This is a genomic window from Microvirga soli, assembly GCF_016734765.1.
Lineage (GTDB): Bacteria > Pseudomonadota > Alphaproteobacteria > Rhizobiales > Beijerinckiaceae > Microvirga > Microvirga soli.
The window spans coordinates 124,581-145,742 of record NZ_JAERQE010000005.1 but is presented as its reverse complement, the minus strand read 5'-3'; the positions used below and the strand labels follow the sequence as shown (position 1 = coordinate 145,742).

Below are 21,162 nucleotides of genomic sequence, written 5' to 3'. Positions count from 1 at the left end.
CGGCTCTACTTGATATCGAAGGAAAAATATTTGGCCCGGATCCGGTCATAGGTGCCGTTGGCCTGCACCTCGGCAATGGCGCGGTTGAACCGCTCGCGCAAAGCCGCGTCTTCCTTGCGCAGGCCGATGCCGTAGGATTGATGCCGATAGGCCGGATCCTTGGGCGTGTCGCCCAGGATGTGACAGCAGCTGCCTTCGCGGCTTGCCAGAAACCGGGTCAGCAGGCGCTTGTCCCCGAAGACCGCATCGAGACGCCCGACCAGGAGGTCGAGATTGGCTTCGTCCGGCTTCGCATAGACCTCGATCTGCGAGTCCCTGTAGAACTCTCTCAGATAGGTTTCATGGTCGCTGCGGTCCGTGGTGCCGATGGTCTTGCCGGCGAGCGCGGCCGGCGAGATCTCGCCGGGAGCCGTCTCCTTCGAGCCGATGAAGATCGCCGGAATGCGGTAATATGGTTCGGAGAAGGCGATCCGCTTTCCGCGCCGTTCCGTGATCTCCACCGATGACATGACGGCGTCGTATTCCCGGTCCAGGAGGCCGCGAATGATGCCGTCCCATTCATGTTGGACGAGTTCGCACTGGGCCTGCATGGCCTCGCAGAGGCTCTTGAGCAGATCGACCTCGAAGCCCTGCAGCTCGTTGTTGGGATCGATGAAGTTGAAGGGCGGATAAGCGCCCTCGATGGCGACCCGGATGACAGGCTGCGGCGCGGGCGCTTGTGCCTGCGACAGGCATGGGCTCATGCCCAGCCCGAGCAGCAGCCCGGCGGCAATCGCCAGTCTTCGTCCAATACCCGATACGTTCACGGCAGCCCAGCCCAATGGTCTGGCTCGATATCACTTGAAAATACTGCACAGTCAAATGACAGTCTGTCTCAGTACTTACCGGGAGCAGTAAAAAATGCGGATCAGCCGCCCGTGACGCTCATGTGGCGGCTGAGCGCCGGGCGGGAGTGACGCCGGTCGATGATGAAGTCGTGGCCCTTGGGCTTGCGGGCGATCGCGTCGACGATGGCGCGGTCGAGCAGTTCGTTGCTCTCGGAGGCACGCACGGGCGCCCGGAGGTCGGCGGCATCTTCCTGGCCGAGGCACATGAAGAGCTGACCCGTGCAGGTCACCCGCACCCGGTTGCAGCTTTCGCAGAAATTGTGGGTCATCGGCGTGATGAAGCCGAGGCGCCCCCCTGTTTCCTGCACCCGTACGTACCGGGCTGGGCCACCTGTACGGTCGTCCAGATCTTCCAGCGTATAGCGCGTTGCAAGGCGGGCCCGAACCATGGAGAGCGGAAGGAACTGGTCGATGCGCTGCCCGTCGATCTCGCCCAGCGGCATCACCTCGATGAGGGTCAGGTCCATGCCGCGGCCATGCGCCCATTCGAGCAGGGCTTCCAGTTCGTCCTCGTTGACGCCCTTGAGCGCAACGGTGTTGATTTTGACCTTCAGGCCCGCTCCTTGAGCGGCATCGAGCCCGTGCATCACCTTGGCGAGATCGCCCCAGCGGGTGATGCTCCGGAACTTGTCCGGGTCGAGGGTATCGAGGGAGACGTTGATGCGCCTGACGCCGCAGGCCGCCAGATCCTTTGCGTGGCGGGCGAGCTGCGAGCCGTTGGTGGTGACTGTCAGCTCGTCGAGGGCGCCCGAATCCAGGTGGCGGGAGAGGGAGCCGAACAGGGTCATGATGTCCCGGCGCACCAGAGGCTCGCCGCCGGTGATCCGCAGCTTGCGCACGCCTTTGGCCACGAAGGCCGAGCAGATCCGGTCGAGTTCCTCCAGGGTCAGCAGGTCGCGCTTGGGCAGGAAGGCCATGTCCTCGGACATGCAATAGACGCAGCGGAAGTCGCAGCGATCCGTCACCGAGACGCGCAGATACGTGATGGCCCGGCCGAACGGGTCAATCAGAGATTGGTCAGCCTCGGAAGTCTCAAGCTGAGCCGACATGGCTCTCATGGTGGAAACGCTCTCGCTCACAGGAATCTTGCTTCAATCCGCATCATCAAGCACGTAGCGTCAATTGCAACCGGGAAAAGGGTGAGATCATGGCATCCGAGCGCTGGCCGACGGAACTTAGGCTGTCAAAGGACAGGCGCAGCCTGCATGTCGCGTTCGACGACGGCACGGCTTTCAGCCTCCCGGCCGAGTACCTGCGGGTGACCAGCCCCTCGGCCGAAGTGCAGGGGCACAGCCCCGCCGAGCGCAAGACCGTGCCGGGCAAACGTGAGGTGGCGATCATCGGCGTGGAGCCGGTGGGCAACTATGCCGTGAAGCTGGTCTTCGACGACCTGCACGATACCGGGATCTACGGCTGGGATTATCTCTATCGGCTCGGGGCGGAGCAGGGGGAGAAATGGCAGGGTTACCTCGACGAACTGGCTGCCAAGGGATTGTCGCGGGATCGGGTCCGGTGAGAACCAGCACTGTCATTCCGGGTTCGGCCTCTGGTCGCCCCGTAATGACAGTGAAAAGCGCTCTTAGAAACGACAATGGCCGGGACAAGCCCGGCCATGACGTATCGAGTTTCTGAACTACAAGGATTTACCGCAGCACCACGACCCGCGAGCCGACCTTCGCGCGGCTGTAGAGGTCGGTGACATCCTCGTTGGTCATGCGGATGCAGCCCGAGGAAACAGCCTCGCCGATGGTCTCCGGCTCGTTCGAGCCGTGGATCCGGTAGATGGTGCTGCCGATATAGAGGGCGCGGGCGCCGAGCGGGTTGTCGGGGCCGCCCTTCATGTAGCGAGGCAGGTCGGGACGGCGCTTGAGCATGGCGGCCGGCGGGCGCCAATCCGGCCATTCGCGCTTCATGGTGACGGAATGAGTGCCCGCCCAGGTGAAGCCCGGACGGCCTACGCCGACGCCGTACTGCACGGCCTGGCCGTTGCCGAGCACATACCACAGGCGGCGCTCGCTGGTAGAGACGACGATTGTGCCAGGGGCATAGCGGCCATTGAATGTCACGATCTGCCGCGGAAACGCGGAGGCCTGCGCCCGGTATGTCTCCTCGGCGCTGTAGAGCGGCTGGCGGGTGAGAGGATCGATAGCCGTAAATGCCGCAGCCGGTGTTGCGAGCGCCGCGAAGGCGCAAGCCAACCCAGTGAGAGCAGCGAAAGTGCGTCCCATAATTGCCTCTGTTTGAACAAGTTTGGTGACGGGTTCGTGATTGCACAACGCAACAGCCCCGCTTCGGATCCAAGGATTATCAGGGTTCTGCTATAAAATCCTAGTGCGTATGCGCCACAATCTGGCCACGTCGTAACCGAGACGTTAAGGCCAAGGCGCCACAATCCTTGCAACAAAATACTTGCCGGCTTGGCCGCTTCTTTGGCTTGACGCAGAGGGTTCTGCGCCTTTAGAAGGCCCTTGTCAGGGCGCGTAGCTCAGCGGGAGAGCATTCGCTTCACACGCGAAGGGTCACAGGTTCAATCCCTGTCGCGCCCACCATTTCCTTCCTGACAGATAAGCTTCACAAGTTCGTGTGCACCAAGTGCACGGGCGATGACTTGCGCGCGTCAGGCCGCGAGCGGCCTCATGAGGCGCTGGATGGCGGGAAACAGCTCATCGAAATGCTTGATGACGAGATCCGGCTCCAGCCTCTGGACCGGGACGTCCGTGTAGCCGAAGGGCACGGCGATCACCGGAATCCCGGCGTTCTTCGCCGTCACGATATCGGTGCGCGAGTCGCCGATCATGACTGCCCGGCTCGGATGGCCGCCCGCCCGCTCGATGGTCATGGTGAGGTGGCGCGGGTCCGGCTTGAAGTAGCGGAAGGTGTCGCGGCCGCAATTGGCCGCAAACCGATGGCCGATGCCGAGCTCCTTCAGGAGCTTCACTGACTGCTCCTCGAATTTATTGGTACAGACCGCCAGGATGAATCCTGCCTCTTCCAGCCGATCCAGGGCCTCGGCCACGCCGGGATAGAGCTTGGTGCGGACGCAGATATTCTCCACGTAATGAACCATGAACTGCCGGAACAGCTCGTCGAGATAGTCTGGCGTCAGCTCCTTGCCGGCCGCCTCGAACCCACGCTGGATCAACGCGCGGGCACCCACGCCTATCATGTCCCGTGCCTTGCGGACGGGCAGGGCCGCCAATCCCTCACGATCGAGGATCACGTTCAGGGTTCCGACGAGGTCGCCGGCCGTGTCTGCCAGGGTTCCATCGAGGTCGAAGACGGCGATGGGCGAGACATTGTGCGGGGTATCAATGGCCATGAAGGTCGGCTACCTGCTGCGGGCAAGGGAATCAAGCATGGGGATGATAAGGTCCTAAGGTTGATTCGTTCTTACCGAATGGAGTGTTGAATGCGGTTCTCTGGTTCCGCGGTGATTGTTTTTGCGGCCCTGGCGTCGGGAAGCCTCGGAGGACCCGCCCTGGCTGCGTCCTATGATTTCGTTCCCGCTCCCCAGACCGACCTGAACCGTATTTATAGGATCGATCGGATCACCGGCGAGGTCAGTTCCTGCCAGTATGGTCTCCAGGAAGGCACAATTGGGGTGACCTTATGCTTCAGCGCAGGTGAGGGCGCGGGTCCCCAGACGCCGGGCGAGTATGGGCTTGTCGCCTCCCGCCACGAGCGGGAGGGGGGCGTGTTCCGGGTCAATTTCCGGACCGGCCAGATGAGCATCTGCTACGTGTTCGACGAGCGGGTGGTGTGCACCCCGCAGACGACACCATCGGCAGCGACCTCCTCGGCGGCCGCCCCTGTGGCGACCCCCAGCGTCAGCCCAGGTACGGGAGCCTCGCCGCAGCGGCCCTGAGGCCTCTTGGCGGGTTAGCGGGCGAGCAGCCTATGAAACGTTCTTTCTTCCAGGCGTTCCGGCATGCTAGAGGCGGGTCATACGGCCCACCGGCCGGGCGCCTCCATGATCTTCGAGGATATTCGTGAGCGACACTCTCAAGCGCGAAGCAGCCGAACGGGCAGCCCGGCTCGTCACCGACGGGATGAGGCTGGGGCTCGGCACCGGCTCCACGGCGGCCCATTTCGTCGCGGCCATCGGCGAGCGCGTCCGGGGCGGGCTGAAGGTGATGGGCGTGCCCACCTCCGAGGCGACCCGCGAGCAGGCTCAGCGCGAGGGCATTCCCCTGACGAGTCTCGATGAAACGCCGGACCTCGACCTGACCGTCGACGGGGCCGACGAGCTCGACAGCGACCTGCGTCTCATCAAGGGCGGCGGCGGTGCGCTGCTGCGGGAGAAAATCGTCGCGTCTGCCAGCCAGCGCATGATCGTGATCGCCGACGGGTCGAAGCTCGTCACGAAGCTCGGCCGCTTTCCGCTGCCCATCGAGGTGATGCCCTTCGGCCTCACGGCTACCGAGCGCGCCATCGCCCGGCTGCTGGATTCCCTGTCCATGACCGGCGAGCTGCGCCTCCGGCACGCCGCCGACGGTGCGCCTTATGTGACGGACGGCGGCCATTTCATTCTCGATGCGCATCTTGAGCGCATCGACAAGCCGAACGTGCTTGCCTCGACGCTGAACAACATCCCCGGCGTCGTGGAGCACGGTCTTTTCCTGGGCTTGGCCACCGGGGCGATCCTCGCCACCGCTGACGGGCTCGTCGAACTCGGTCAGCTCTGACCAAAGCCATGACGATTGGAGCCACATTGATGATCCGTAATGCCTCACGACTGGCCGCGACCTCGGTCGCGCTGTTCATGCTCGCCAGCCCGGTCTTCGCCCAGGCGCAGCCGAGCGCCAGCCATCTCGCCCTTGCCCGCGAAGTCGCCATCACGTCTGGCATGACCCGCTCGTTCGACGCCATGGTCGAGCCTTTTCTCGAGCAGCTGCAGCAGATGAACGTGACGCGTCCTGAGATCAAGCAGGACCTCGATCAGGTCGTGGCTCAGATCCGCCCTGAGCTCGACAAGGAAAAGCTGAAGATGGTCGACAACGCCGCGCGGGCTTTTGCCAGCCGGATGACCGAGGCCGAGCTGAAGACGATCTCCGACTTCTACAAGTCTCCGGCGGGCAAGAAGTACGTGGAGACCCAGCCAGGCATCCTTGACGATGTGGTTCGTGATCTCGCGACCTGGACGCAGCAGACCGCCCAGTTCGTGATGAGCCGCGCCCGTGAGGAAATGGGCAAGCGCGGCCACCAGCTGCAGTAAGGCACGATCGCATCGTCCGCCTCACCGGCGAAAGGCTCGGGCAACCGAGCCTTTGTATTGTCGTGGCTGAATCTCAGGATTTTTCAGGATGGATTGAGGTGTGAGACGCAGGCTTCATCGTGCCACGGCCGGGGCGCCCGGTCGGACCGCTGCCGCCGATCATGCGTTTCTGCCCATGGCAGGGCTAAGGGCCGTTTCATGGCAATTCTTTTTCCCCCTAACGAGGTGGAGCGTCTCGCAGCCCTCCGGAGGCTCGGCATCATCGACGCTCCGACCTCTCCCTCCCTCGACCGTATCTGTCGTGTGGCCCAGCAGCTGTTCAAAGTTCCGATCGCTGCCGTGACCTTTCTCGATGGCACGCAGCAATGGCTCAAGTCGACTGTCGGGATCCCCGACCTCAAGGTCACGGCGCGCGAGCATTCCTTCTGCCAGTATACCATCATGCATGATGAGGTTTTCGTCGTGCCCGATGCGAAGGCAGACCGGAATCTTGCAACCAATCCTTACGTGACGGGCGAGCCCGGCATTCGGTTTTATGCCGGCGCACCACTGACGACCGAGCCTGGTATACGACTCGGATCCCTGTGCCTGATCGATACCGAACCGCGCGAGTTTCAGCCGGATCAGGCGGCTGTTCTCGCCGGGTTGGGAAGACTCGTTGTCGACGAGCTATGGCTTCACCACCTCGAGCAGGCTGGATTGGCTAGAGCGAATCTGAAGCCTGCTCCCGCAGGAGCAACGGCGCTCGCCTTCGACCTTGCGGTCCCCCTTACAAGTGAGCAGATCCGCGCCGGGCGAGCCCTCCTCAACTGGTCCGTGCGTGAGCTCGCCGACGCCTCGGGCGTCTCGGCAACAACGATCAAGCGCATTGAGGCTCACGGCAGCGATACTGTACGGAAGGCGGGTATCGATGCCATCAGACGAACCATGGAAATCCATGGTGTTGAATTCACGACTTCTGCTGATGCAAAGGTCGGGCTGAGCATCGACTTAAAATGCAAATGACAATTTGCATTTTTACCTAGTAGAGCCAGACAGTTTCTCTGCGTTACCGCTGCTCCCCTTAACAAGCCGTTAGGAGTTGATGGCCAAATTGGCGCCAGTTCAAGACCGGGCTTGCTCCGGTCTCGTCAAGAGCGTCTTCCGCATCTCCCCAAGGAGCGGCGCCAAGACGCGCCAATGGGCAAGGCTTGGGGGCGGTTGATGTTTATGTTTCGGGCAAGTGGTGAGATGTCGGACAAGCTGGAGGCCTTGGACCGGTCTCAGGCCATCATCGAGTTCAAGCTCGACGGCACGATCATCAGCGCCAATCAAAACTTTCTCGACGTGATGGGATACCGGCTGGAGGAGATCGAGGGCGGGCACCACAGCCTGTTCGTAGCCCCAGCCGAGAAGGGTAGCGCTGATTACCGTGAGTTCTGGGCTGCTCTGAGCCGGGGTGAAGCGCAGACGGCCGAGTATCAGCGCTTCGGCAAGGGTGGAAAGGAGGTCTGGATTCAAGCTTCGTACAATCCTGTCCTCGACCGAGGCGGAAAGCCCTACAAGGTCGTCAAGTTCGCCACGGATACGACCGAGCAGAAGCTTCAGGCTGCCGATTTTGAAGGGCAAATCAAAGCGATCCACCGTTCCCAGGCGGTCATCGCCTTCAAGCTCGACGGCACTATCCTGACTGCCAACGAGAACTTCCTCAGCACGATGGGCTACGGCCTCGATGAGATCCAGGGCAGGCATCATAGCCTCTTCGTCGAGCCCGACTATCGCAACAGCCATCAATACCGAGAATTCTGGACCGCCCTCGCACGGGGCGAGTACAAGTCAGCCGAGTACAAGCGTGTTGCCAAGGGCGGCCGAGAGGTCTGGATCCAAGCCTCCTACAACCCGATCTTCGACATGGCAGGGCGCCCCTACAAGGTCATCAAGTTCGCGACCGACATCACGGCGCAGGTGCATGAGCGTTTGCGCCGCGCCGAGATCCAGCAATCGATTGCCGCTGAACTTATCCAGATCACGAGGGCGATCGCCGGCGTCACGGCTCAGGCTGAAGGTGCAGCGAGTGCGTCAGGCGGGACATCGGAGAACGTACAGGCGGTTGCAGCCGGGGCCGAGGAGCTTGCAGCATCCGTCAATGAGATCGGCCAGCAGGTCAATCACGCACTCTCCATCTCCACCGAGGCCGTGGAGCAGGGCAGGCAGACGAATGCTATCGTGTCGGGACTCTCAACCTCGGCACGGAAGATTGGCGAGATCGTCACCCTCATCGACAGCATTGCGTCCAAGACCAATCTCCTCGCTCTGAATGCCACCATCGAGGCGGCACGGGCGGGCGAGGCTGGACGGGGGTTTGCAGTGGTTGCCTCCGAGGTCAAGAGTTTGGCCACGCAGACCGCGAAAGCCACGGAAGAGATCGGTGCACAGATTGCACAGACACAGGCGGCAACGCAGCAGGCCGTGTCGGCCATCGAGGCCATCACCTCGACCGTTCAGAGGCTCAACGAGATTTCGATTGCGATCTCCGCTGCCGTGGAGGAGCAGTCGGCGGTGACGCAGGAGATGTCATCCAACATGCAGGGAGCCTCGCGCAGCGTCTCGTCGATCAGCGCCAGCATGAACGAGATCGCGCGCTCCGCCGAGCTGGTGAGCACGGCTACCCTGAAAGTCCGCGAGGCTTCGGCATCCATCGGCTGATGCCCGTGTGAGCTGTAGCCGACAAGGCAGAATAAAGGCGCCTCCCATTGAGGCGCCTTTATTGTTTCGAGAGGTCGTGGAGCTTTAGTCCTCCACCGCCTTGAACCGTCCCAGTCCCTTGAGGAAGAAGGGCAGGATGAGGGCGATGAGCGCGATAGCCAGCAGCGTCGCGGAGATCGGGCTCTGCAGAAGCGTCATCGGGTCGCCGAGGCTAATCGAGAGCGCCCGGCGCAGCTGGCTTTCAGCGATGGGGCCGAGGATCAGGCCGACCACGACCGGCGCGATCGGGAAGTCGAAGCGCCGCATCAGGAAGCCGAGCACGCCGAAGACGGTCAGCATGATGAGTTCTACCGGCGACGGGTTGGCCGCAATCGTCCCCATCGTGGCGAAGACCAGGATGCCTGCATACAGCCAGGGTTGTGGAATCATGAGAAGCCTGACCCACAGACCGACCAGCGGCAGATTCAGCACGAGCAGCATGGCGTTGGCGATGAACAGGCTGGCGATAAGGCCCCACACGAGATTGGGCTGCTCTGCAAAGAGCAGAGGTCCGGGGTTAAGGCCGTATTGCTGGAAGCCGGCCAGCATCATGGCGGCCGTGGCCGAGGTGGGAAGGCCCAGCGTCAGCAGCGGCACGAGGGTGCCGGCGGCTGAGGCATTGTTGGCAGCCTCCGGGCCTGCCACGCCCTCGATGGCTCCCTTGCCGAAATCTTCCGGGTACTTGGTCAGGCGCCGTTCCGTCGCGTAGGACAGGAAGGTGGGAATCTCCGCACCGCCCGCCGGGAGGGCACCGATGGGGAAGCCGAACATCGTGCCCCGCAGCCAGGGCTTCCAGGATCGCTTCCAGTCCTCCTTGGTCATCCACAGGGAGCCGCGAACGGCCTCGAGCTTTTCCTCCTGGATATGGCGGCGGGAGGCGACATAGAGCGCCTCGCCCACGGCAAAGAGGCCGACCGCCAGGGTGGTGACCTCGATATTGTCGTAGAGCTCCGGCACCCCGAAGCTCAGGCGCGATTGGCCGGAGAGCAGATCGATGCCGACCAGTCCGAGCATCAGGCCGATGAACAGGCTGGTGAGGCCGCGAACGGGAGAATCGCCGAAAGTGGCTGAGACCGTCACGAAGGCAACGACCATCAGGGCGAAGTAATCCTCCGGCCCGAAGCTCACGGCGATATCGACAAGGTAGGGCGCCAGGAGCGTGAGGCCGAGGGTGGCGATCGTGCCCGCCACGAAGGAGCCGATGGCGGCTGTGGCAAGCGCCGGGCCACCGCGGCCGGCTTTGGCCATCAGGTTGCCTTCCAGCGCGGTCGCCATGGATGCGCTCTCGCCCGGCGTGTTGATCAGGATTGCCGTGGTCGAGCCGCCATACATGCCGCCGTAATAGATGCCGGCGAACATGATGATCGATCCGGCAGGATCGAGCTTGAAGGTGATCGGCAGGAGCAGCGCCACCGTGAGCGCCGGACCGATGCCGGGCAGAACGCCCACGGCGGTGCCGAGGAGAACGCCGATGAGGGCGAAGAGCAGGTTCGCCGGCTGGATGGCGACAACGAGGCCATCGGCGAGGGAGGCGAAGGCTTCCATGGAAAGACCTCAGAACAGGCGTTCGAGCGGCCCTGCCGGCAGGGACAGGGTCAGGAGCTTGGCGAAAAGCACGTAGACGATGAGGGCGATCACGGCACCGATGATGAAATCGGTGATGAAAGCCCGGCGTCCGAAGGCCGTGGATGTTGCTGCAAACAGCAGGGCCGTGCCGATCATGAAGCCGCCACCGAAGCGGATCAGCACGATCAGGCAGACCAGCGCCCCGAGGATCAGGATGATCGGTTTCCAATCCAGGGTGTCACGCGCGGGGAGGTCGCCGCGCAGGGCCCCGATGGCATTGCCGATGGCAAGCAGAACAAGTCCGCCTGAGACGACAATGGGCATGACCTTGGGGCCAAGGTCATAGGGGGACAGGATCTGAAGCTTGCTCATGTCCCACCAGACAACGCCGGCCAGGATGAGAAGGATGAGCGCGATGACGAGGCCTGCTACGTCGACGCGCCGCTGGGGAGAGGTGGCCATGGCAATTCCTGCAAAAAAAGAAGCGCCGCGCTTCGACACGCGGCGCTCCGGAAGTCATTCTAAAGCATCGGACCCAAAAGTGGATTTGCACTTTTGGGATGCATCCGATGCTACCTCCCATAAATGAGAGCATCGTTGGGCGCGGAATACCGGGTCCACTTTTCCGCACGATGCTCTAGGCTTGAGCTTACGACTTCACCAGACCCACGGCGGTGAGCACTTCCTTGGTGCGGGCCTGCTCGTCGGCCAGGATCTTGGTGAAGGCATCGCCGGAGATGTAGGCGTCTTCCCAGCCCTTGGCCTTCAGGATCTCCTGCCACTCCTTCGACTTCGCCATCTTGTCCATGGTGTCCGTCAGAGCCTTCTTCTGGTCGGCGGAGATGCCGGGAGGGGCCACGACCGCGCGCCAGTTGGCGATCTCGAGGTCGATGCCCTGCTCCTTGATGGAGGGCACGTCCACATTCGCCGTCTTCTTCGCCGAGGTCAGGCCAATGAGGCGCAGCTTGCCGGCCTTCACCTGGCTCTCGAACTCGCCGTAGCCGGAGATGCCGGCGGTCACCTTGCCGCCGAGGATGGCCGCCAGGGCCTCGCCGCCGCCGGAGAACGGAATGTAGTTGATCTTGGTCGGGTCGGCGCCCGCCGCCTTGGCGAAGAGTGCCGCGGCGATGTGGTCGACGCCGCCCGCCGAGCCGCCGGCCCAGGTCACCTTGGCCGGATCGGCCTTGATGGCTGCGGCGAGATCCTTGGCGTTCTTGATCGGCGAGTCGGCCGGCACCACGATCGCTTCGTATTCCGTCGTCAGGCGGGCGATGGGCGTGGTCTGGTCGAGGGTGATCGGCGACTTGTTGGTCAGCAGCGCGCCCACCATCACGTAGCCCATGACCATGAGCTGGTTGCCGTCGCCCTTGGAGTTGTTAACGAGCTGGGCGATGCCGATGGAGCCGCCGGCGCCCGGAACGTTGGTGACCTGCGCGCTCTTGGCGATGCCAGCCTGCGTCAGGGCCTGCTGCATGGAGCGGGCCGTCTGGTCCCAGCCGCCGCCCGGCGCTGCGGGAGCCATGATCTTGAGCTCCATCTGGGCTGCGGCCGATGTGACGAATCCGGCCACGGCGGCAGCAGCGAGTGCGCCGCGCCAAAGGCCTTTGCGAAACTGGGTCATCTGGTTTCCTCCATTGACGCTGACGTTTGGTGAGAGCGTCCTGCGGCAGACCCTAATGAGGGAACCGGGGAGCGGCAAGCGCTTGCTTCTTTATCGCTGTTGAACCTTCGCGTAAGAGCTACGCTATCAGGCGGACAGCCATGCGCCCGGAACAGGGCTTTCGGGCGGTGCAGCCTGACGACACTGCCTATATGACTTGTTGAACCGGAATTTGAGCGGAGACCGCGCCATGACCTCATTCGATGTTGATCTCTTCGTCATCGGAGGCGGGTCGGGCGGCGTACGCGCGGCCCGGATCGCAGCCGGCTACGGCGCCAAGGTGATGCTGGCTGAGGAGTACCGGGTCGGGGGCACATGCGTGATCCGCGGCTGCGTGCCCAAGAAGCTGATGGTCTATGCGAGCCGCTTCGCCGACGAGTTTCATGAGGCTGAAGGTTTCGGCTGGAGCGTCGGCGAGACCCGCTTCGACTGGGCGACCCTGATCCGCAACAAGGACCGGGAGATCGACCGGCTGGAAGGCATCTACCGGACCAACCTGGAGAAGGCCGGCGTCGAGGTCGTCGACAGCCGCGCGGTGATCGAGGATCCGCACATTGTTCATGTGCTCAAGACAGGCGCCCGCGTCCGTGCCCGCTATATTCTCGTGGCAGTCGGGGCTCATCCGACCCTGGAGCCGGTCATTCCGGGCGGCGAGCTCGGCATCACGTCCAACGAGGTGTTCCATCTGCAGCAGCAGCCGAAGCGCATTCTGGTCGTCGGCGGCGGCTATATCGCCGTCGAGTTCGCAGGCGTTTTCGCCGGCATCGGCAGCGAGGTCACGCTCCTGCACCGGGGCGACAAGCTCCTGCGAGGGTTCGACGACGACGTCCGCGATGCCTTGGGAGAGGCCTATGCCCAGCGCGGCATCAACCTGGCCCTGGGCCGGACCCTCTCGAGCTTGGAGAAGACAGGAGAGGGGATTGCCGCGACCCTATCGGACGGCTCGACCCTCATGGTCGACCAGGTTCTCGTCGCCACCGGGCGGCGTCCCAACACCAAGGGGCTGGGCCTGGAGGCGGCGGGAATCACCGTCGACGAGGTTGGGGCAATTCCGGTTGATGCCTATTCCCAGACCCTGACTCCGTCGATCTACGCGGTGGGCGACGTGACCAACCGGGCGAATCTCACGCCTATCGCCATCCGCGAGGGGCACGCCTTTGCCGATACGGTCTTCGGCAACAAGCCCACCATCGTCGATCACGACCTGATTCCGACCGCCGTCTTCTCCACCCCGGAGATCGGCGTCATCGGCTGCGGCGAGGGAGCTGCCCGGGCGATCTACGGTGAGATCGACGTCTACAAGACCGCGTTCCGGCCCATGAAGGCAACGCTTTCGGGCGGCAAGGACCGGGTCTTCATGAAGCTGATCGTCGACAAGGCCACCGACAAGGTCGTGGGCGTCCACGTCATGGGGCACGACGCAGGCGAGATGATCCAGCTCGCCGGCATCGCCGTCACCATGGGGGCCACCAAGGCCGATTTCGACCGCACCGTGGCGGTTCACCCAACGGCGGCCGAGGAACTGGTGACTATGCGCACGCCCGTGGTGGTCAAGAAGCCGGTGGCGGTGGGGTAGTAGGATTTGCGTGGGGGTACCGAGTGAGCCTGATCCATAACGAGCAGACCAAGCTGACAGCAACAGCGCTCAATAACGTGGCGGTGGCGTTCGTGATTGCCGGGTTCGTGGGGCCGATGGTCGCTGTCGGCTACGGATCGGAGGCTATGGCGAGGGATTCCATTGCCATTCTCGTCAGCATCGTTTGGCTTTTCGTCGGGTTCATCCTACATTCGATAGCGAAGTTGATTTTGAGAGACTTGAAGCCATGACCCTCCTGGAAGCCTATGTCTACTTCGGCATCCCGGTCATTGCCGTGGCGATGGGCTTTGGCGCCCTCTGGATGTCCCGGCGCGAGAGCCGTCAGCGTCCTGCGCGCTGAGGATCGCTTTTCTTCCACTCCAAAGGTTAGGGGCTCCCGCGACATGCGGTCCCCTCATGCGCGGCGTCACCTCTACGCACTCGCCTTTTCGTTCGTGTCGTGTATAGGTGCCGTTTCATGCCGCTTGTTGCGGCGCACGATGAGCATTGAAGAAAGGACACGGGGGTAAGTGTCATGACCGAGCGGTGGACGCCCGATAGCTGGAGAAACAAGCCGATCCAGCAGGTTCCGGCCTATCCGGACCTTGAGGCCCTTGAGAGCGTCGAGCAGCAGCTCGCCGGCTTTCCTCCGCTCGTGTTTGCCGGCGAGGCCCGCAAGCTGAAGAAGACCCTGGCCAAGGTTGCCAAGGGCGAGGCCTTCCTGCTCCAGGGCGGGGACTGCGCCGAGAGCTTCGCCGAGCATTCGGCCGACAACATCCGCGATTTTTTCCGCCTGTTCCTGCAGATGGCCGTGGTGCTCACCTATGCGGGCGGCTCGCCCGTGGTGAAGGTCGGCCGCGTGGCCGGCCAGTTCGCCAAGCCGCGTTCCTCAGGCACGGAAATCATCGACGGCGTCGAGCTGCCGAGCTATCGGGGCGACATCATCAGCGATATCGCATTCACGCCTGAAGCGCGCACGCCTGACCCGCGCCGCCAGCTCATGGCCTACCGCCAGTCGGCCGCGACGCTCAACCTGATCCGTGCTTTCGCGACCGGCGGCTACGCCAATCTCGAGAACGCCCATCGCTGGATGCTGGGCTTCGTGAAGGATTCGCCGCAATCCTCGCGCTACAGCGAGCTCGCCGAGCGCATCACCGAGAGCATCAACTTCATGCGGGCCATCGGGATCGATCCCGAGACCCATCCCGAGATGCGCTCGACCGATTTCTACACCAGCCACGAGGCGCTGCTGCTCGGCTACGAGGAGGCCATGACCCGGGTCGATTCCACGACCGGCGACTGGTATGCCACCTCGGGCCATATGCTCTGGATCGGCGACCGCACCCGTCAGCCGGATCACGCCCATATCGAATACATGCGCGGTATCCAGAATCCGATCGGCCTCAAATGCGGCCCGTCACTCTCGGCCGATGGTCTGCTCAAACTCATTGACACCCTCAACCCGAAGGACGAGGCCGGACGCCTTACCCTGATCTGCCGCTTTGGCGCAGGCAAGGTGGCCGATCACCTGCCGGGCCTGATCCGCGCGGTCGAACGGGAAGGGCGCACGGTCGTGTGGTCCTGCGACCCGATGCACGGCAACACCATCAAGGCGGGCTCGGGCTACAAGACCCGGCCATTCGAGCAGGTCATGAGCGAGGTGCAGGACTTCTTCGCCATCCATCAGGCGGAAGGAACGCACGCAGGCGGCATCCATCTGGAAATGACCGGCAAGAACGTCACGGAATGCACGGGCGGCGCCCGCGCGCTCACGGATGCGGACCTGCGCGACCGCTACCACACCTATTGCGACCCGCGCCTCAACGCCGAACAGGCGCTGGAAATCGCGTTCCTGACCTCGGAGCTCATCAAGCGCGAGCGTCAGGCGAGGGAACAGCCGGCCGCCCTGGCGGCGGAATGAAGAGCTGAATGATCGAAGAAAAAGGGGCGCCTCGGGCGCCCCTTTTTCTTTCACGCGTACGCTACTCTACAAGTATTTGAGCTTAGCTCAGCCAGCCCATGAAGAAGAGAATAAGGATGATCGGCAGAGGAATGCCGATGAGCCAAAGCAGGCCGCCTTTGAACATGTCAGTCTCCCAGTGTTTCGTGTGGAAATAACGAACTGGACTGTTGCGGGTTCCCACAAAGCTTGAGCTTTGCACAAGGCGTGGAGTGCAGCCCACGAGTGCTCTGCCATCGCTGATACCAAATGGCGGATCGGCATGGCACCAGACGCGTTGAACCGCCGTGGGAAAGCTTTGCTCGTTGCATTGCTGCGCACCCGGCTGCGCGCTAAATCTGCAGGTGCCATGGCTCAGAACATTCTCAAGATCGCGCTCGCGCAGCTCAACCCCATCGTCGGCGATGTGGCCGGCAACGAAGAAATGGCGCGCCACGCCCGCGCCGAGGCGGCCCGGATGGGCGCCGACATCGTGATGTTCGCCGAGCAGTTCCTGGCGGGCTATCCCGCCGAGGACCTCGTGCTGAAGCCCGCCTTCCAGGATACCTGCCGGGCGGCGCTCGAGCGGCTCGCCCGCGAGACCGCGGATGGCGGGCCCGGCATGCTCATCGGCCTGCCGTGGCGGGAGGAGGGGCTTCTCTATAACGCCTATGCGCTCCTCGACGGCGGCACGGTCTCCGTGCGCTTCAAGGTCGATCTGCCCAATTACGGCGTCTTCGACGAGAAGCGCAATTTCGAGGCCGGCCCCTTGCCGGGACCGGTCAATTTCCGCGGCATCCGCCTCGGCCTTCCGATCTGCGAGGACATCTGGAGCGGGGACGTGGTCGAGTGCCTGGCCGAGACCGGAGCCGAGATGCTCCTCGTGCCCAACGGCTCGCCCTATTGGCGCGGCAAGACGGAGGAACGGTTCAATATCGCGGCCGCCCGCGTGACCGAGAGCGGCCTGCCGCTGGTTTATCTCAACCAGATCGGCGGCCAGGACGAACTCGTTTTCGACGGTGCCTCCTTCGTGCTCAATGCGGATTGCTCGCTCGCCTGCCAGCTGCCGGCCTATGAGGAGACCATCGCCCTCACCACCTGGGAGAAGGGCGAGGAGGGGTGGGTCTGCCGGGAGGCTCCGGTCGTCACGGTGGAGGAGGGCGAGGAGGCCGATTACGCCGCCTGCGTGCTTGGCCTGCGCGACTATGTGGAGAAGAACCGCTTTCCCGGCGTGGTGCTGGGGCTCTCCGGCGGAATCGATTCCGCCATCTGCGCCGCCATGGCGGTGGATGCCCTGGGGCCGGACCGGGTGCATTGCGTGATGCTGCCCTACCGCTACACCTCGGGCGAGTCCCTGAAGGATGCGGAAGATTGCGCCAAGGCGCTGGGCGTGCGCTACGATACCCTGCCGATTGCCGGGCCCGTGGAGGGTTTCGAAGCCGCGCTGAAGCCTCTGTTTGCAGGGCGGGAGCGGGACATCACGGAGGAAAACCTTCAGAGCCGCGCCCGCGGCACGATCCTGATGGCGATCTCGAACAAGTTCGGCGCCATGGTGCTGACCACCGGCAACAAGTCGGAGATGTCGGTCGGCTACGCCACGATCTACGGCGACATGAACGGCGGCTTCAATCCGATCAAGGATCTCTACAAGATGGAGGTCTTTTCGCTGTCGGCCCTGCGCAACCGCTGGAAGCCGAAGGGGGCACTGGGTCCCGACGGCATCGTCATTCCCGAAAACATCCTCACCAAGGCGCCAACTGCGGAGCTGCGCGAGAACCAGAAGGATCAGGATTCGCTGCCGCCGTACGAGGATCTCGACGAGATCCTGCGCGGACTCGTGGAGGAGGAATTGCGGGTCTCGGAGATCGTGGCCAAGGGCTATGATCTCGAGGTGGTGAAGAAGGTGGAACGCCTGCTCTACATCGCCGAGTACAAGCGCCGGCAGGCGGCGCCCGGCGTGAAGGTGACGCGCCGAAATTTCGGCCGCGACCGCCGCTACCCCATCGTCAACCGCTACCGCGACCAAGGGTTGGTGGCGCACCAAAAGGACGAGGCCCTGGAGCGCGCTATGGGCAAACCACGGGTTGGATCATTAGACATTTAGCGCTTTTAACATCCACCACGTCATCCCCGGACTTGTTCCGGGGATCCACTTCCACGCTCAGCGCTATTGGCTTCCCTCCGCTGCCCCGGCCGGGAATAACGCCGAAACGCCCTTCGCCCCTTGCGCACATTCGCTCCCTTCGCCATAGCAATTGCATGTCCAAGCCCATCGTTCGCTTTGCCCCGTCTCCGACCGGGCACATCCATATCGGCAACACCCGCGTGGCCCTGCTCAACGCGCTCTATGCGCGTCGGGAAGGCGGCACCTTCATCCTGCGCTTCGACGACACGGATCTGGCGCGGTCGAAGCAGGAATATGCGGAGTCCATCGAGACCGATCTGCACTGGCTCGGCATCCCGCCCGACGTGGTCGTGCGCCAGTCGGAGCGGTTCCCGCTCTATGACGCCGCCGCCGAGCGGCTAAAGGCGGCCGGGCGGCTTTATCCCTGCTACGAGACGCAGGAGGAGCTCGAGTTCCGCCGCAAGCGCCAGCTCGCCCGCGGCCTGCCGCCGATCTATGACCGGGCCGCCTTGAAGCTTACGGATGAGGATCGCGCCAAGCTCGCAGAGGAGGGCCGCAAGCCCCACTGGCGCTTCCGACTGGAGCCGACGAACGTCGCCTGGGACGACCTCGTGCGCGGCCCTTGCCACGTGGATTGCAGCTCGCTGTCCGATCCGGTGCTGGTGCGCGAGGACGGCACCTATCTCTACACCCTGCCGTCCGTGGTGGACGACATCGACCTCAAGATCACCCACGTGATCCGGGGCGAGGACCATGTGACCAACACGGCGGTGCAGATCCAGATCTTCGAGGCGCTCGGCGCCGGTTCGCCCACCTTCGCCCATCACAGCCTGCTGATCACGGCGAGCGGCGAGGGACTGTCGAAGCGTCTCGGCCATCTCTCGGTGAAGGGCCTGCGCGATGCCGGTCTCGAGCCGCAGGCGGTCGCATCGCTTGCGGTGCTGGTCGGTTCGGCCGAGTCCGTGCGGCCCATCGCCGATCTCAACGAACTCGCCAAGCTCATCGACTTTTCGCACATCTCCCGCGCGCCGGCGAAGTTCGACGAGAGCGAGTTGGAGCACCTGAACGCCCGCCTCATCCATGAGATGCCTTATGAGGTCGCTCGCGAGCGGCTGGCGCAGCTTGGCGCAGATGAGGGCGAGGCGTTCTGGAATGCGGTTCGCGGTAACCTGACGAAGGTTCAGGATGCGGCAGAGTGGGCCACGGTCGTGCACGGTCCCGTAACGCCGGCCATCGAGGACAAAGCCTTCATCGAGGCTGCGACCGGCGTTCTGCCGGAAGTTCCTTGGGATGCGACTACCTGGAAAGCTTGGACGGAAGCCGTGAAGGCCGCTACGGGGGTCAAGGGCAAGGCGCTTTTCATGCCGCTTCGTCTCGCTTTGACCGGGCTGGATCATGGTCCCGAGCTAGCGGCGCTCCTGCCGCTGATCGGAGCGGAACGCGCGAAGGCGCGGCTGTCGGGTCAGGTGGCTTAAAGGCTCTTGCACAAATCTACCTCGTCATGCCCGCACTTGTTGCGGGCATCCACGTCTTAACCCGCTCAAAACGTGGATGGCCGGGACGAGCCCGGCCATGACGGAGAGGAGAATGAAGGCGGAGGCTTACGCCTTGATCCTGTACCCGGTCCTGAAGATCCACCCGATGCCGCCGAGGCAGAGGAGCATGAAGACCAGGGTCATGCCGAGGCTGATGCCTACGCCCACATCGGCGACGCCGTAGAAGCTCCAGCGGAAGCCGCTCACCAGATAGACCACCGGGTTGAACAGGGCGATGGTCTGCCAGAACGGCGGCAGCATGTTGATGGAGTAGAAGCTGCCCCCGAGGAAGGCGAGCGGCGTCACGATCATCAGGGGCACGACCTGCAGCTTCTGGAAGCTGTCGGCCCAGATGCCGATGATGAAGCCGAACATGCTGAAGGTGACGGAGGTCAACACCAGGAAGGCGATCATCCAGACAGGATGCTCGATGGAGAAATCCACGAAAAGCCGAGCCGTGATCAGGATAATCGTGCCGATGACGATCGACTTGGTAGCGGCTGCCCCCACATAGCCGATCACGGTCTCCACCGCCGAGATCGGCGCGGACAGGACCTCGTAGATCGTGCCAGCGAATTTCGGCATGTAGATGCCGAAGGAGGCGTTGGAGATGCTCTCGGTCAGGATCGAGAGCATGATCAGGCCTGGCACGATGAAGGCGCCGTAACTCACGCCCTCGATGCTGGCCATGCGCGAACCGATGGCCGAGCCGAACACGATGAAATAGAGCGAGGTCGACAGCACGGGCGAGGCGATGCTCTGCATGATCGTGCGCCAGGTGCGCGCCATCTCGAAGAGATAGATCGCCTTGATTGCATAGAAGTTCATGAGCGCCCCCGCACCAGGCTGACGAAGATTTCCTCGAGCGACGACTCGGAGGTCTGAAGGTCCTTGAAGTCGATGCCGTGCTCGCTCAGGCGGCGCAGGAGGCGTGCGATGCCCGTCTCCTGGCTTTGCGTGTCGAAGGTGTAGACGAGTTCGGTGCCGTCAGCGGAGAGCTGGAGGTTGTCCGATTGCAGCTCGGGCGGCAGGCTCGTGACCGGGTTCTGCAGGTGCAGGGTGAGCTGCTTCTTGCCGAGTTTCTGCATCAGAACATGCTTGTCCTCGACCAGGACGATCTCGCCCTTGTTGATCACCCCGATCCGGTCGGCCATCTCCTCGGCTTCCTCGATGTAATGGGTGGTCAGGATGATGGTGACGCCGTTCTCCCTGAGACGACGGACCATGTTCCACATGTCGCGCCGCAGCTCCACGTCGACGCCGGCGGTGGGCTCGTCGAGGAACAGGATCGTGGGCTCGTGCGACAGGGCCTTGGCGATCATCACCCGGCGCTTCATGCCGCCGGACAGCGTCATGATCTTGCTGTCGCGCTTGTCCCAGAGAGAGAGGTCCTTGAGGATCCTCTCGAGATAGGCTGGGTTCGGCGGCTTGCCGAAGAGGCCCCGGCTGAATTTGACCGTCGCCCACACGCTCTCGAAGGCGTCGGTGGTGAGTTCCTGCGGCACAAGTCCGATCTTCGTGCGGGCGGGCCGGAAATCCCGGATGATGTCATGCCCGTCTGCGACGACGGTTCCGGTGCTCGGATTGACGATGCCGCAGATGATGCTGATGAGCGTCGTCTTGCCGGCGCCGTTCGGGCCCAGAAGGGCGAAGATCTCGCCTTTCCGGATCTCCAGATCGACCTTCTTCAAAGCTTGGAACCCGGACGCATAGGTCTTGGTCAGTCCCGAGACGGTGATGATCGGGTCGGACGTGCCGGCAGGGCGGGGCATCTCAAGAGAATCGAGCGGTTTCATGCCGGGGTGATAGCATGGCGGGAGGCGGGGCGGAATGGAGACGCTTCTGGCACCTCACACGCAGCCGTCATGGCCGGGCTTGTCCCGGCCATCCACGTTTTGATGGTTTGAAGACGTGGATCCCCGGAACAAGTCCGGG

General features: G+C 63.3%; 20 protein-coding genes and 1 tRNA gene. 12 read left to right on the top strand and 9 right to left on the bottom strand.

Features of this window, described 5'->3' with window-relative positions; all coding sequences use genetic code 11:
• Window positions 1-5: 5 nt before the first annotated feature.
• Both JKL45_RS07400 and moaA read right to left on the bottom strand, forming a co-directional pair.
• A complete protein-coding gene (locus JKL45_RS07400) occupies window positions 6-806 on the bottom strand; it encodes an ABC transporter substrate-binding protein (RefSeq protein WP_201860470.1) in 801 nt (266 codons plus the stop codon).
• Window positions 807-907: 101 nt separating this feature from the next.
• Entirely contained in the window at window positions 908-1,945 is a 1,038-nt protein-coding gene (gene moaA / locus JKL45_RS07395; protein ID WP_201860518.1) for a GTP 3',8-cyclase MoaA, read from the bottom strand.
• A gap of 89 nt (window positions 1,946-2,034) precedes the next feature.
• On the opposite strand from moaA, the gene JKL45_RS07390 reads away from it, so the two are divergent.
• A complete protein-coding gene (locus tag JKL45_RS07390; protein WP_201860469.1) occupies window positions 2,035-2,403 on the top strand; it encodes a gamma-butyrobetaine hydroxylase family protein in 369 nt (122 codons plus the stop codon).
• Between the two features lie 127 nt (window positions 2,404-2,530).
• On the opposite strand, the gene JKL45_RS07385 is transcribed toward JKL45_RS07390, so the two are convergent.
• On the bottom strand, window positions 2,531-3,115 hold the full coding sequence (locus tag JKL45_RS07385; protein WP_201860468.1) for a L,D-transpeptidase: 585 nt from the start codon (window positions 3,113-3,115) through the stop codon (window positions 2,531-2,533).
• A 246-nt stretch (window positions 3,116-3,361) separates the two neighbouring features.
• On the opposite strand from JKL45_RS07385, the gene JKL45_RS07380 reads away from it, so the two are divergent.
• Window positions 3,362-3,436 (top strand) — tRNA-Val (locus JKL45_RS07380).
• A 68-nt stretch (window positions 3,437-3,504) separates the two neighbouring features.
• On the opposite strand, the gene JKL45_RS07375 is transcribed toward JKL45_RS07380, so the two are convergent.
• The gene (locus JKL45_RS07375; protein ID WP_201860467.1) at window positions 3,505-4,206 is read right to left on the bottom strand and encodes an HAD family hydrolase; all 702 of its coding nucleotides are present in this window, start codon (window positions 4,204-4,206) and stop codon (window positions 3,505-3,507) included.
• A gap of 90 nt (window positions 4,207-4,296) precedes the next feature.
• Between JKL45_RS07375 and JKL45_RS07370 the strand changes: the two genes are divergently transcribed.
• The 5 genes from JKL45_RS07370 (at window position 4,297) to JKL45_RS07350 (ending at window position 8,787) form a co-directional block, all read left to right on the top strand.
• Window positions 4,297-4,752, top strand: coding sequence for a hypothetical protein (locus tag JKL45_RS07370; protein ID WP_201860466.1), 456 nt, complete (start codon window positions 4,297-4,299; stop codon window positions 4,750-4,752).
• A gap of 124 nt (window positions 4,753-4,876) precedes the next feature.
• Window positions 4,877-5,572: a ribose-5-phosphate isomerase RpiA gene (gene rpiA / locus JKL45_RS07365; RefSeq protein ID WP_201860465.1), complete on the top strand. Its 696-nt coding sequence runs from the start codon at window positions 4,877-4,879 to the stop codon at window positions 5,570-5,572.
• Between the two features lie 29 nt (window positions 5,573-5,601).
• A complete protein-coding gene (locus JKL45_RS07360) occupies window positions 5,602-6,102 on the top strand; it encodes a DUF2059 domain-containing protein (protein WP_201860464.1) in 501 nt (166 codons plus the stop codon).
• A 198-nt stretch (window positions 6,103-6,300) separates the two neighbouring features.
• Window positions 6,301-7,107 carry a GAF domain-containing protein gene (locus tag JKL45_RS07355; protein WP_201860463.1) on the top strand — a complete coding sequence of 269 codons (807 nt, stop codon included), beginning with the start codon at window positions 6,301-6,303 and terminating at the stop codon, window positions 7,105-7,107.
• Between the two features lie 198 nt (window positions 7,108-7,305).
• The gene (locus JKL45_RS07350; RefSeq protein ID WP_201860462.1) at window positions 7,306-8,787 is read left to right on the top strand and encodes a methyl-accepting chemotaxis protein; all 1,482 of its coding nucleotides are present in this window, start codon (window positions 7,306-7,308) and stop codon (window positions 8,785-8,787) included.
• A gap of 84 nt (window positions 8,788-8,871) precedes the next feature.
• On the opposite strand, the gene JKL45_RS07345 is transcribed toward JKL45_RS07350, so the two are convergent.
• The 3 genes from JKL45_RS07345 to JKL45_RS07335 all read right to left on the bottom strand — a co-directional run bounded on the left by JKL45_RS07345 (window position 8,872) and on the right by JKL45_RS07335 (window position 12,013).
• On the bottom strand, window positions 8,872-10,371 hold the full coding sequence (locus tag JKL45_RS07345; RefSeq protein WP_201860461.1) for a tripartite tricarboxylate transporter permease: 1,500 nt from the start codon (window positions 10,369-10,371) through the stop codon (window positions 8,872-8,874).
• Between the two features lie 9 nt (window positions 10,372-10,380).
• Entirely contained in the window at window positions 10,381-10,854 is a 474-nt protein-coding gene (locus JKL45_RS07340; protein WP_201860460.1) for a tripartite tricarboxylate transporter TctB family protein, read from the bottom strand.
• 187 nt (window positions 10,855-11,041) lie between these two features.
• Window positions 11,042-12,013, bottom strand: coding sequence for a Bug family tripartite tricarboxylate transporter substrate binding protein (locus tag JKL45_RS07335; protein WP_201860459.1), 972 nt, complete (start codon window positions 12,011-12,013; stop codon window positions 11,042-11,044).
• A gap of 229 nt (window positions 12,014-12,242) precedes the next feature.
• On the opposite strand from JKL45_RS07335, the gene gor reads away from it, so the two are divergent.
• The 5 genes from gor to gltX all read left to right on the top strand — a co-directional run bounded on the left by gor (window position 12,243) and on the right by gltX (window position 19,167).
• Window positions 12,243-13,628 carry a glutathione-disulfide reductase gene (gene gor / locus JKL45_RS07330; RefSeq protein ID WP_201860458.1) on the top strand — a complete coding sequence of 462 codons (1,386 nt, stop codon included), beginning with the start codon at window positions 12,243-12,245 and terminating at the stop codon, window positions 13,626-13,628.
• 23 nt (window positions 13,629-13,651) lie between these two features.
• Window positions 13,652-13,879, top strand: coding sequence for a hypothetical protein (locus JKL45_RS07325; RefSeq protein ID WP_201860457.1), 228 nt, complete (start codon window positions 13,652-13,654; stop codon window positions 13,877-13,879).
• 284 nt (window positions 13,880-14,163) lie between these two features.
• A complete protein-coding gene (locus JKL45_RS07320) occupies window positions 14,164-15,549 on the top strand; it encodes a class II 3-deoxy-7-phosphoheptulonate synthase (protein ID WP_201860456.1) in 1,386 nt (461 codons plus the stop codon).
• A 388-nt stretch (window positions 15,550-15,937) separates the two neighbouring features.
• The gene (locus JKL45_RS07315) at window positions 15,938-17,671 is read left to right on the top strand and encodes an NAD+ synthase (protein ID WP_201860455.1); all 1,734 of its coding nucleotides are present in this window, start codon (window positions 15,938-15,940) and stop codon (window positions 17,669-17,671) included.
• Window positions 17,672-17,826: 155 nt separating this feature from the next.
• On the top strand, window positions 17,827-19,167 hold the full coding sequence (gene gltX / locus JKL45_RS07310; RefSeq protein WP_201860454.1) for a glutamate--tRNA ligase: 1,341 nt from the start codon (window positions 17,827-17,829) through the stop codon (window positions 19,165-19,167).
• Window positions 19,168-19,293: 126 nt separating this feature from the next.
• Here gltX and JKL45_RS07305 read toward each other — a convergent pair whose 3' ends face one another.
• The gene (locus JKL45_RS07305; RefSeq protein WP_201860453.1) at window positions 19,294-20,055 is read right to left on the bottom strand and encodes an ABC transporter permease; all 762 of its coding nucleotides are present in this window, start codon (window positions 20,053-20,055) and stop codon (window positions 19,294-19,296) included.
• Window positions 20,052-21,023 (bottom strand): ABC transporter ATP-binding protein, encoded by a 972-nt coding sequence (locus JKL45_RS07300; protein WP_201860452.1) that lies wholly within the window; start codon window positions 21,021-21,023, stop codon window positions 20,052-20,054. Before JKL45_RS07300 ends, JKL45_RS07305 begins: the two co-directional genes overlap by 4 nt.
• Window positions 21,024-21,162: the final 139 nt, after the last annotated feature.

What these genes read in the sequence shown, in the direction of transcription:
- moaA (WP_201860518.1), bottom strand. Translation starts at nt 1,945, where the DNA reads ATGAGAGCCATGTCGGCTCAGCTTGAGACTTCCGAGGCTGACCAATCT.
- JKL45_RS07390 (WP_201860469.1), top strand. Translation starts at nt 2,035, where the DNA reads ATGGCATCCGAGCGCTGGCCGACGGAACTTAGGCTGTCAAAGGACAGG.
- JKL45_RS07385 (WP_201860468.1), bottom strand. Translation starts at nt 3,115, where the DNA reads ATGGGACGCACTTTCGCTGCTCTCACTGGGTTGGCTTGCGCCTTCGCG.
- JKL45_RS07375 (WP_201860467.1), bottom strand. Translation starts at nt 4,206, where the DNA reads ATGGCCATTGATACCCCGCACAATGTCTCGCCCATCGCCGTCTTCGAC.
- JKL45_RS07370 (WP_201860466.1), top strand. Translation starts at nt 4,297, where the DNA reads ATGCGGTTCTCTGGTTCCGCGGTGATTGTTTTTGCGGCCCTGGCGTCG.
- JKL45_RS07360 (WP_201860464.1), top strand. Translation starts at nt 5,602, where the DNA reads ATGATCCGTAATGCCTCACGACTGGCCGCGACCTCGGTCGCGCTGTTC.
- JKL45_RS07355 (WP_201860463.1), top strand. Translation starts at nt 6,301, where the DNA reads ATGGCAATTCTTTTTCCCCCTAACGAGGTGGAGCGTCTCGCAGCCCTC.
- JKL45_RS07350 (WP_201860462.1), top strand. Translation starts at nt 7,306, where the DNA reads ATGTTTATGTTTCGGGCAAGTGGTGAGATGTCGGACAAGCTGGAGGCC.
- JKL45_RS07345 (WP_201860461.1), bottom strand. Translation starts at nt 10,371, where the DNA reads ATGGAAGCCTTCGCCTCCCTCGCCGATGGCCTCGTTGTCGCCATCCAG.
- JKL45_RS07340 (WP_201860460.1), bottom strand. Translation starts at nt 10,854, where the DNA reads ATGGCCACCTCTCCCCAGCGGCGCGTCGACGTAGCAGGCCTCGTCATC.
- JKL45_RS07335 (WP_201860459.1), bottom strand. Translation starts at nt 12,013, where the DNA reads ATGACCCAGTTTCGCAAAGGCCTTTGGCGCGGCGCACTCGCTGCTGCC.
- gor (WP_201860458.1), top strand. Translation starts at nt 12,243, where the DNA reads ATGACCTCATTCGATGTTGATCTCTTCGTCATCGGAGGCGGGTCGGGC.
- JKL45_RS07320 (WP_201860456.1), top strand. Translation starts at nt 14,164, where the DNA reads ATGACCGAGCGGTGGACGCCCGATAGCTGGAGAAACAAGCCGATCCAG.
- JKL45_RS07315 (WP_201860455.1), top strand. Translation starts at nt 15,938, where the DNA reads ATGGCTCAGAACATTCTCAAGATCGCGCTCGCGCAGCTCAACCCCATC.
- gltX (WP_201860454.1), top strand. Translation starts at nt 17,827, where the DNA reads ATGTCCAAGCCCATCGTTCGCTTTGCCCCGTCTCCGACCGGGCACATC.
- JKL45_RS07305 (WP_201860453.1), bottom strand. Translation starts at nt 20,055, where the DNA reads ATGAACTTCTATGCAATCAAGGCGATCTATCTCTTCGAGATGGCGCGC.
- JKL45_RS07300 (WP_201860452.1), bottom strand. Translation starts at nt 21,023, where the DNA reads ATGAAACCGCTCGATTCTCTTGAGATGCCCCGCCCTGCCGGCACGTCC.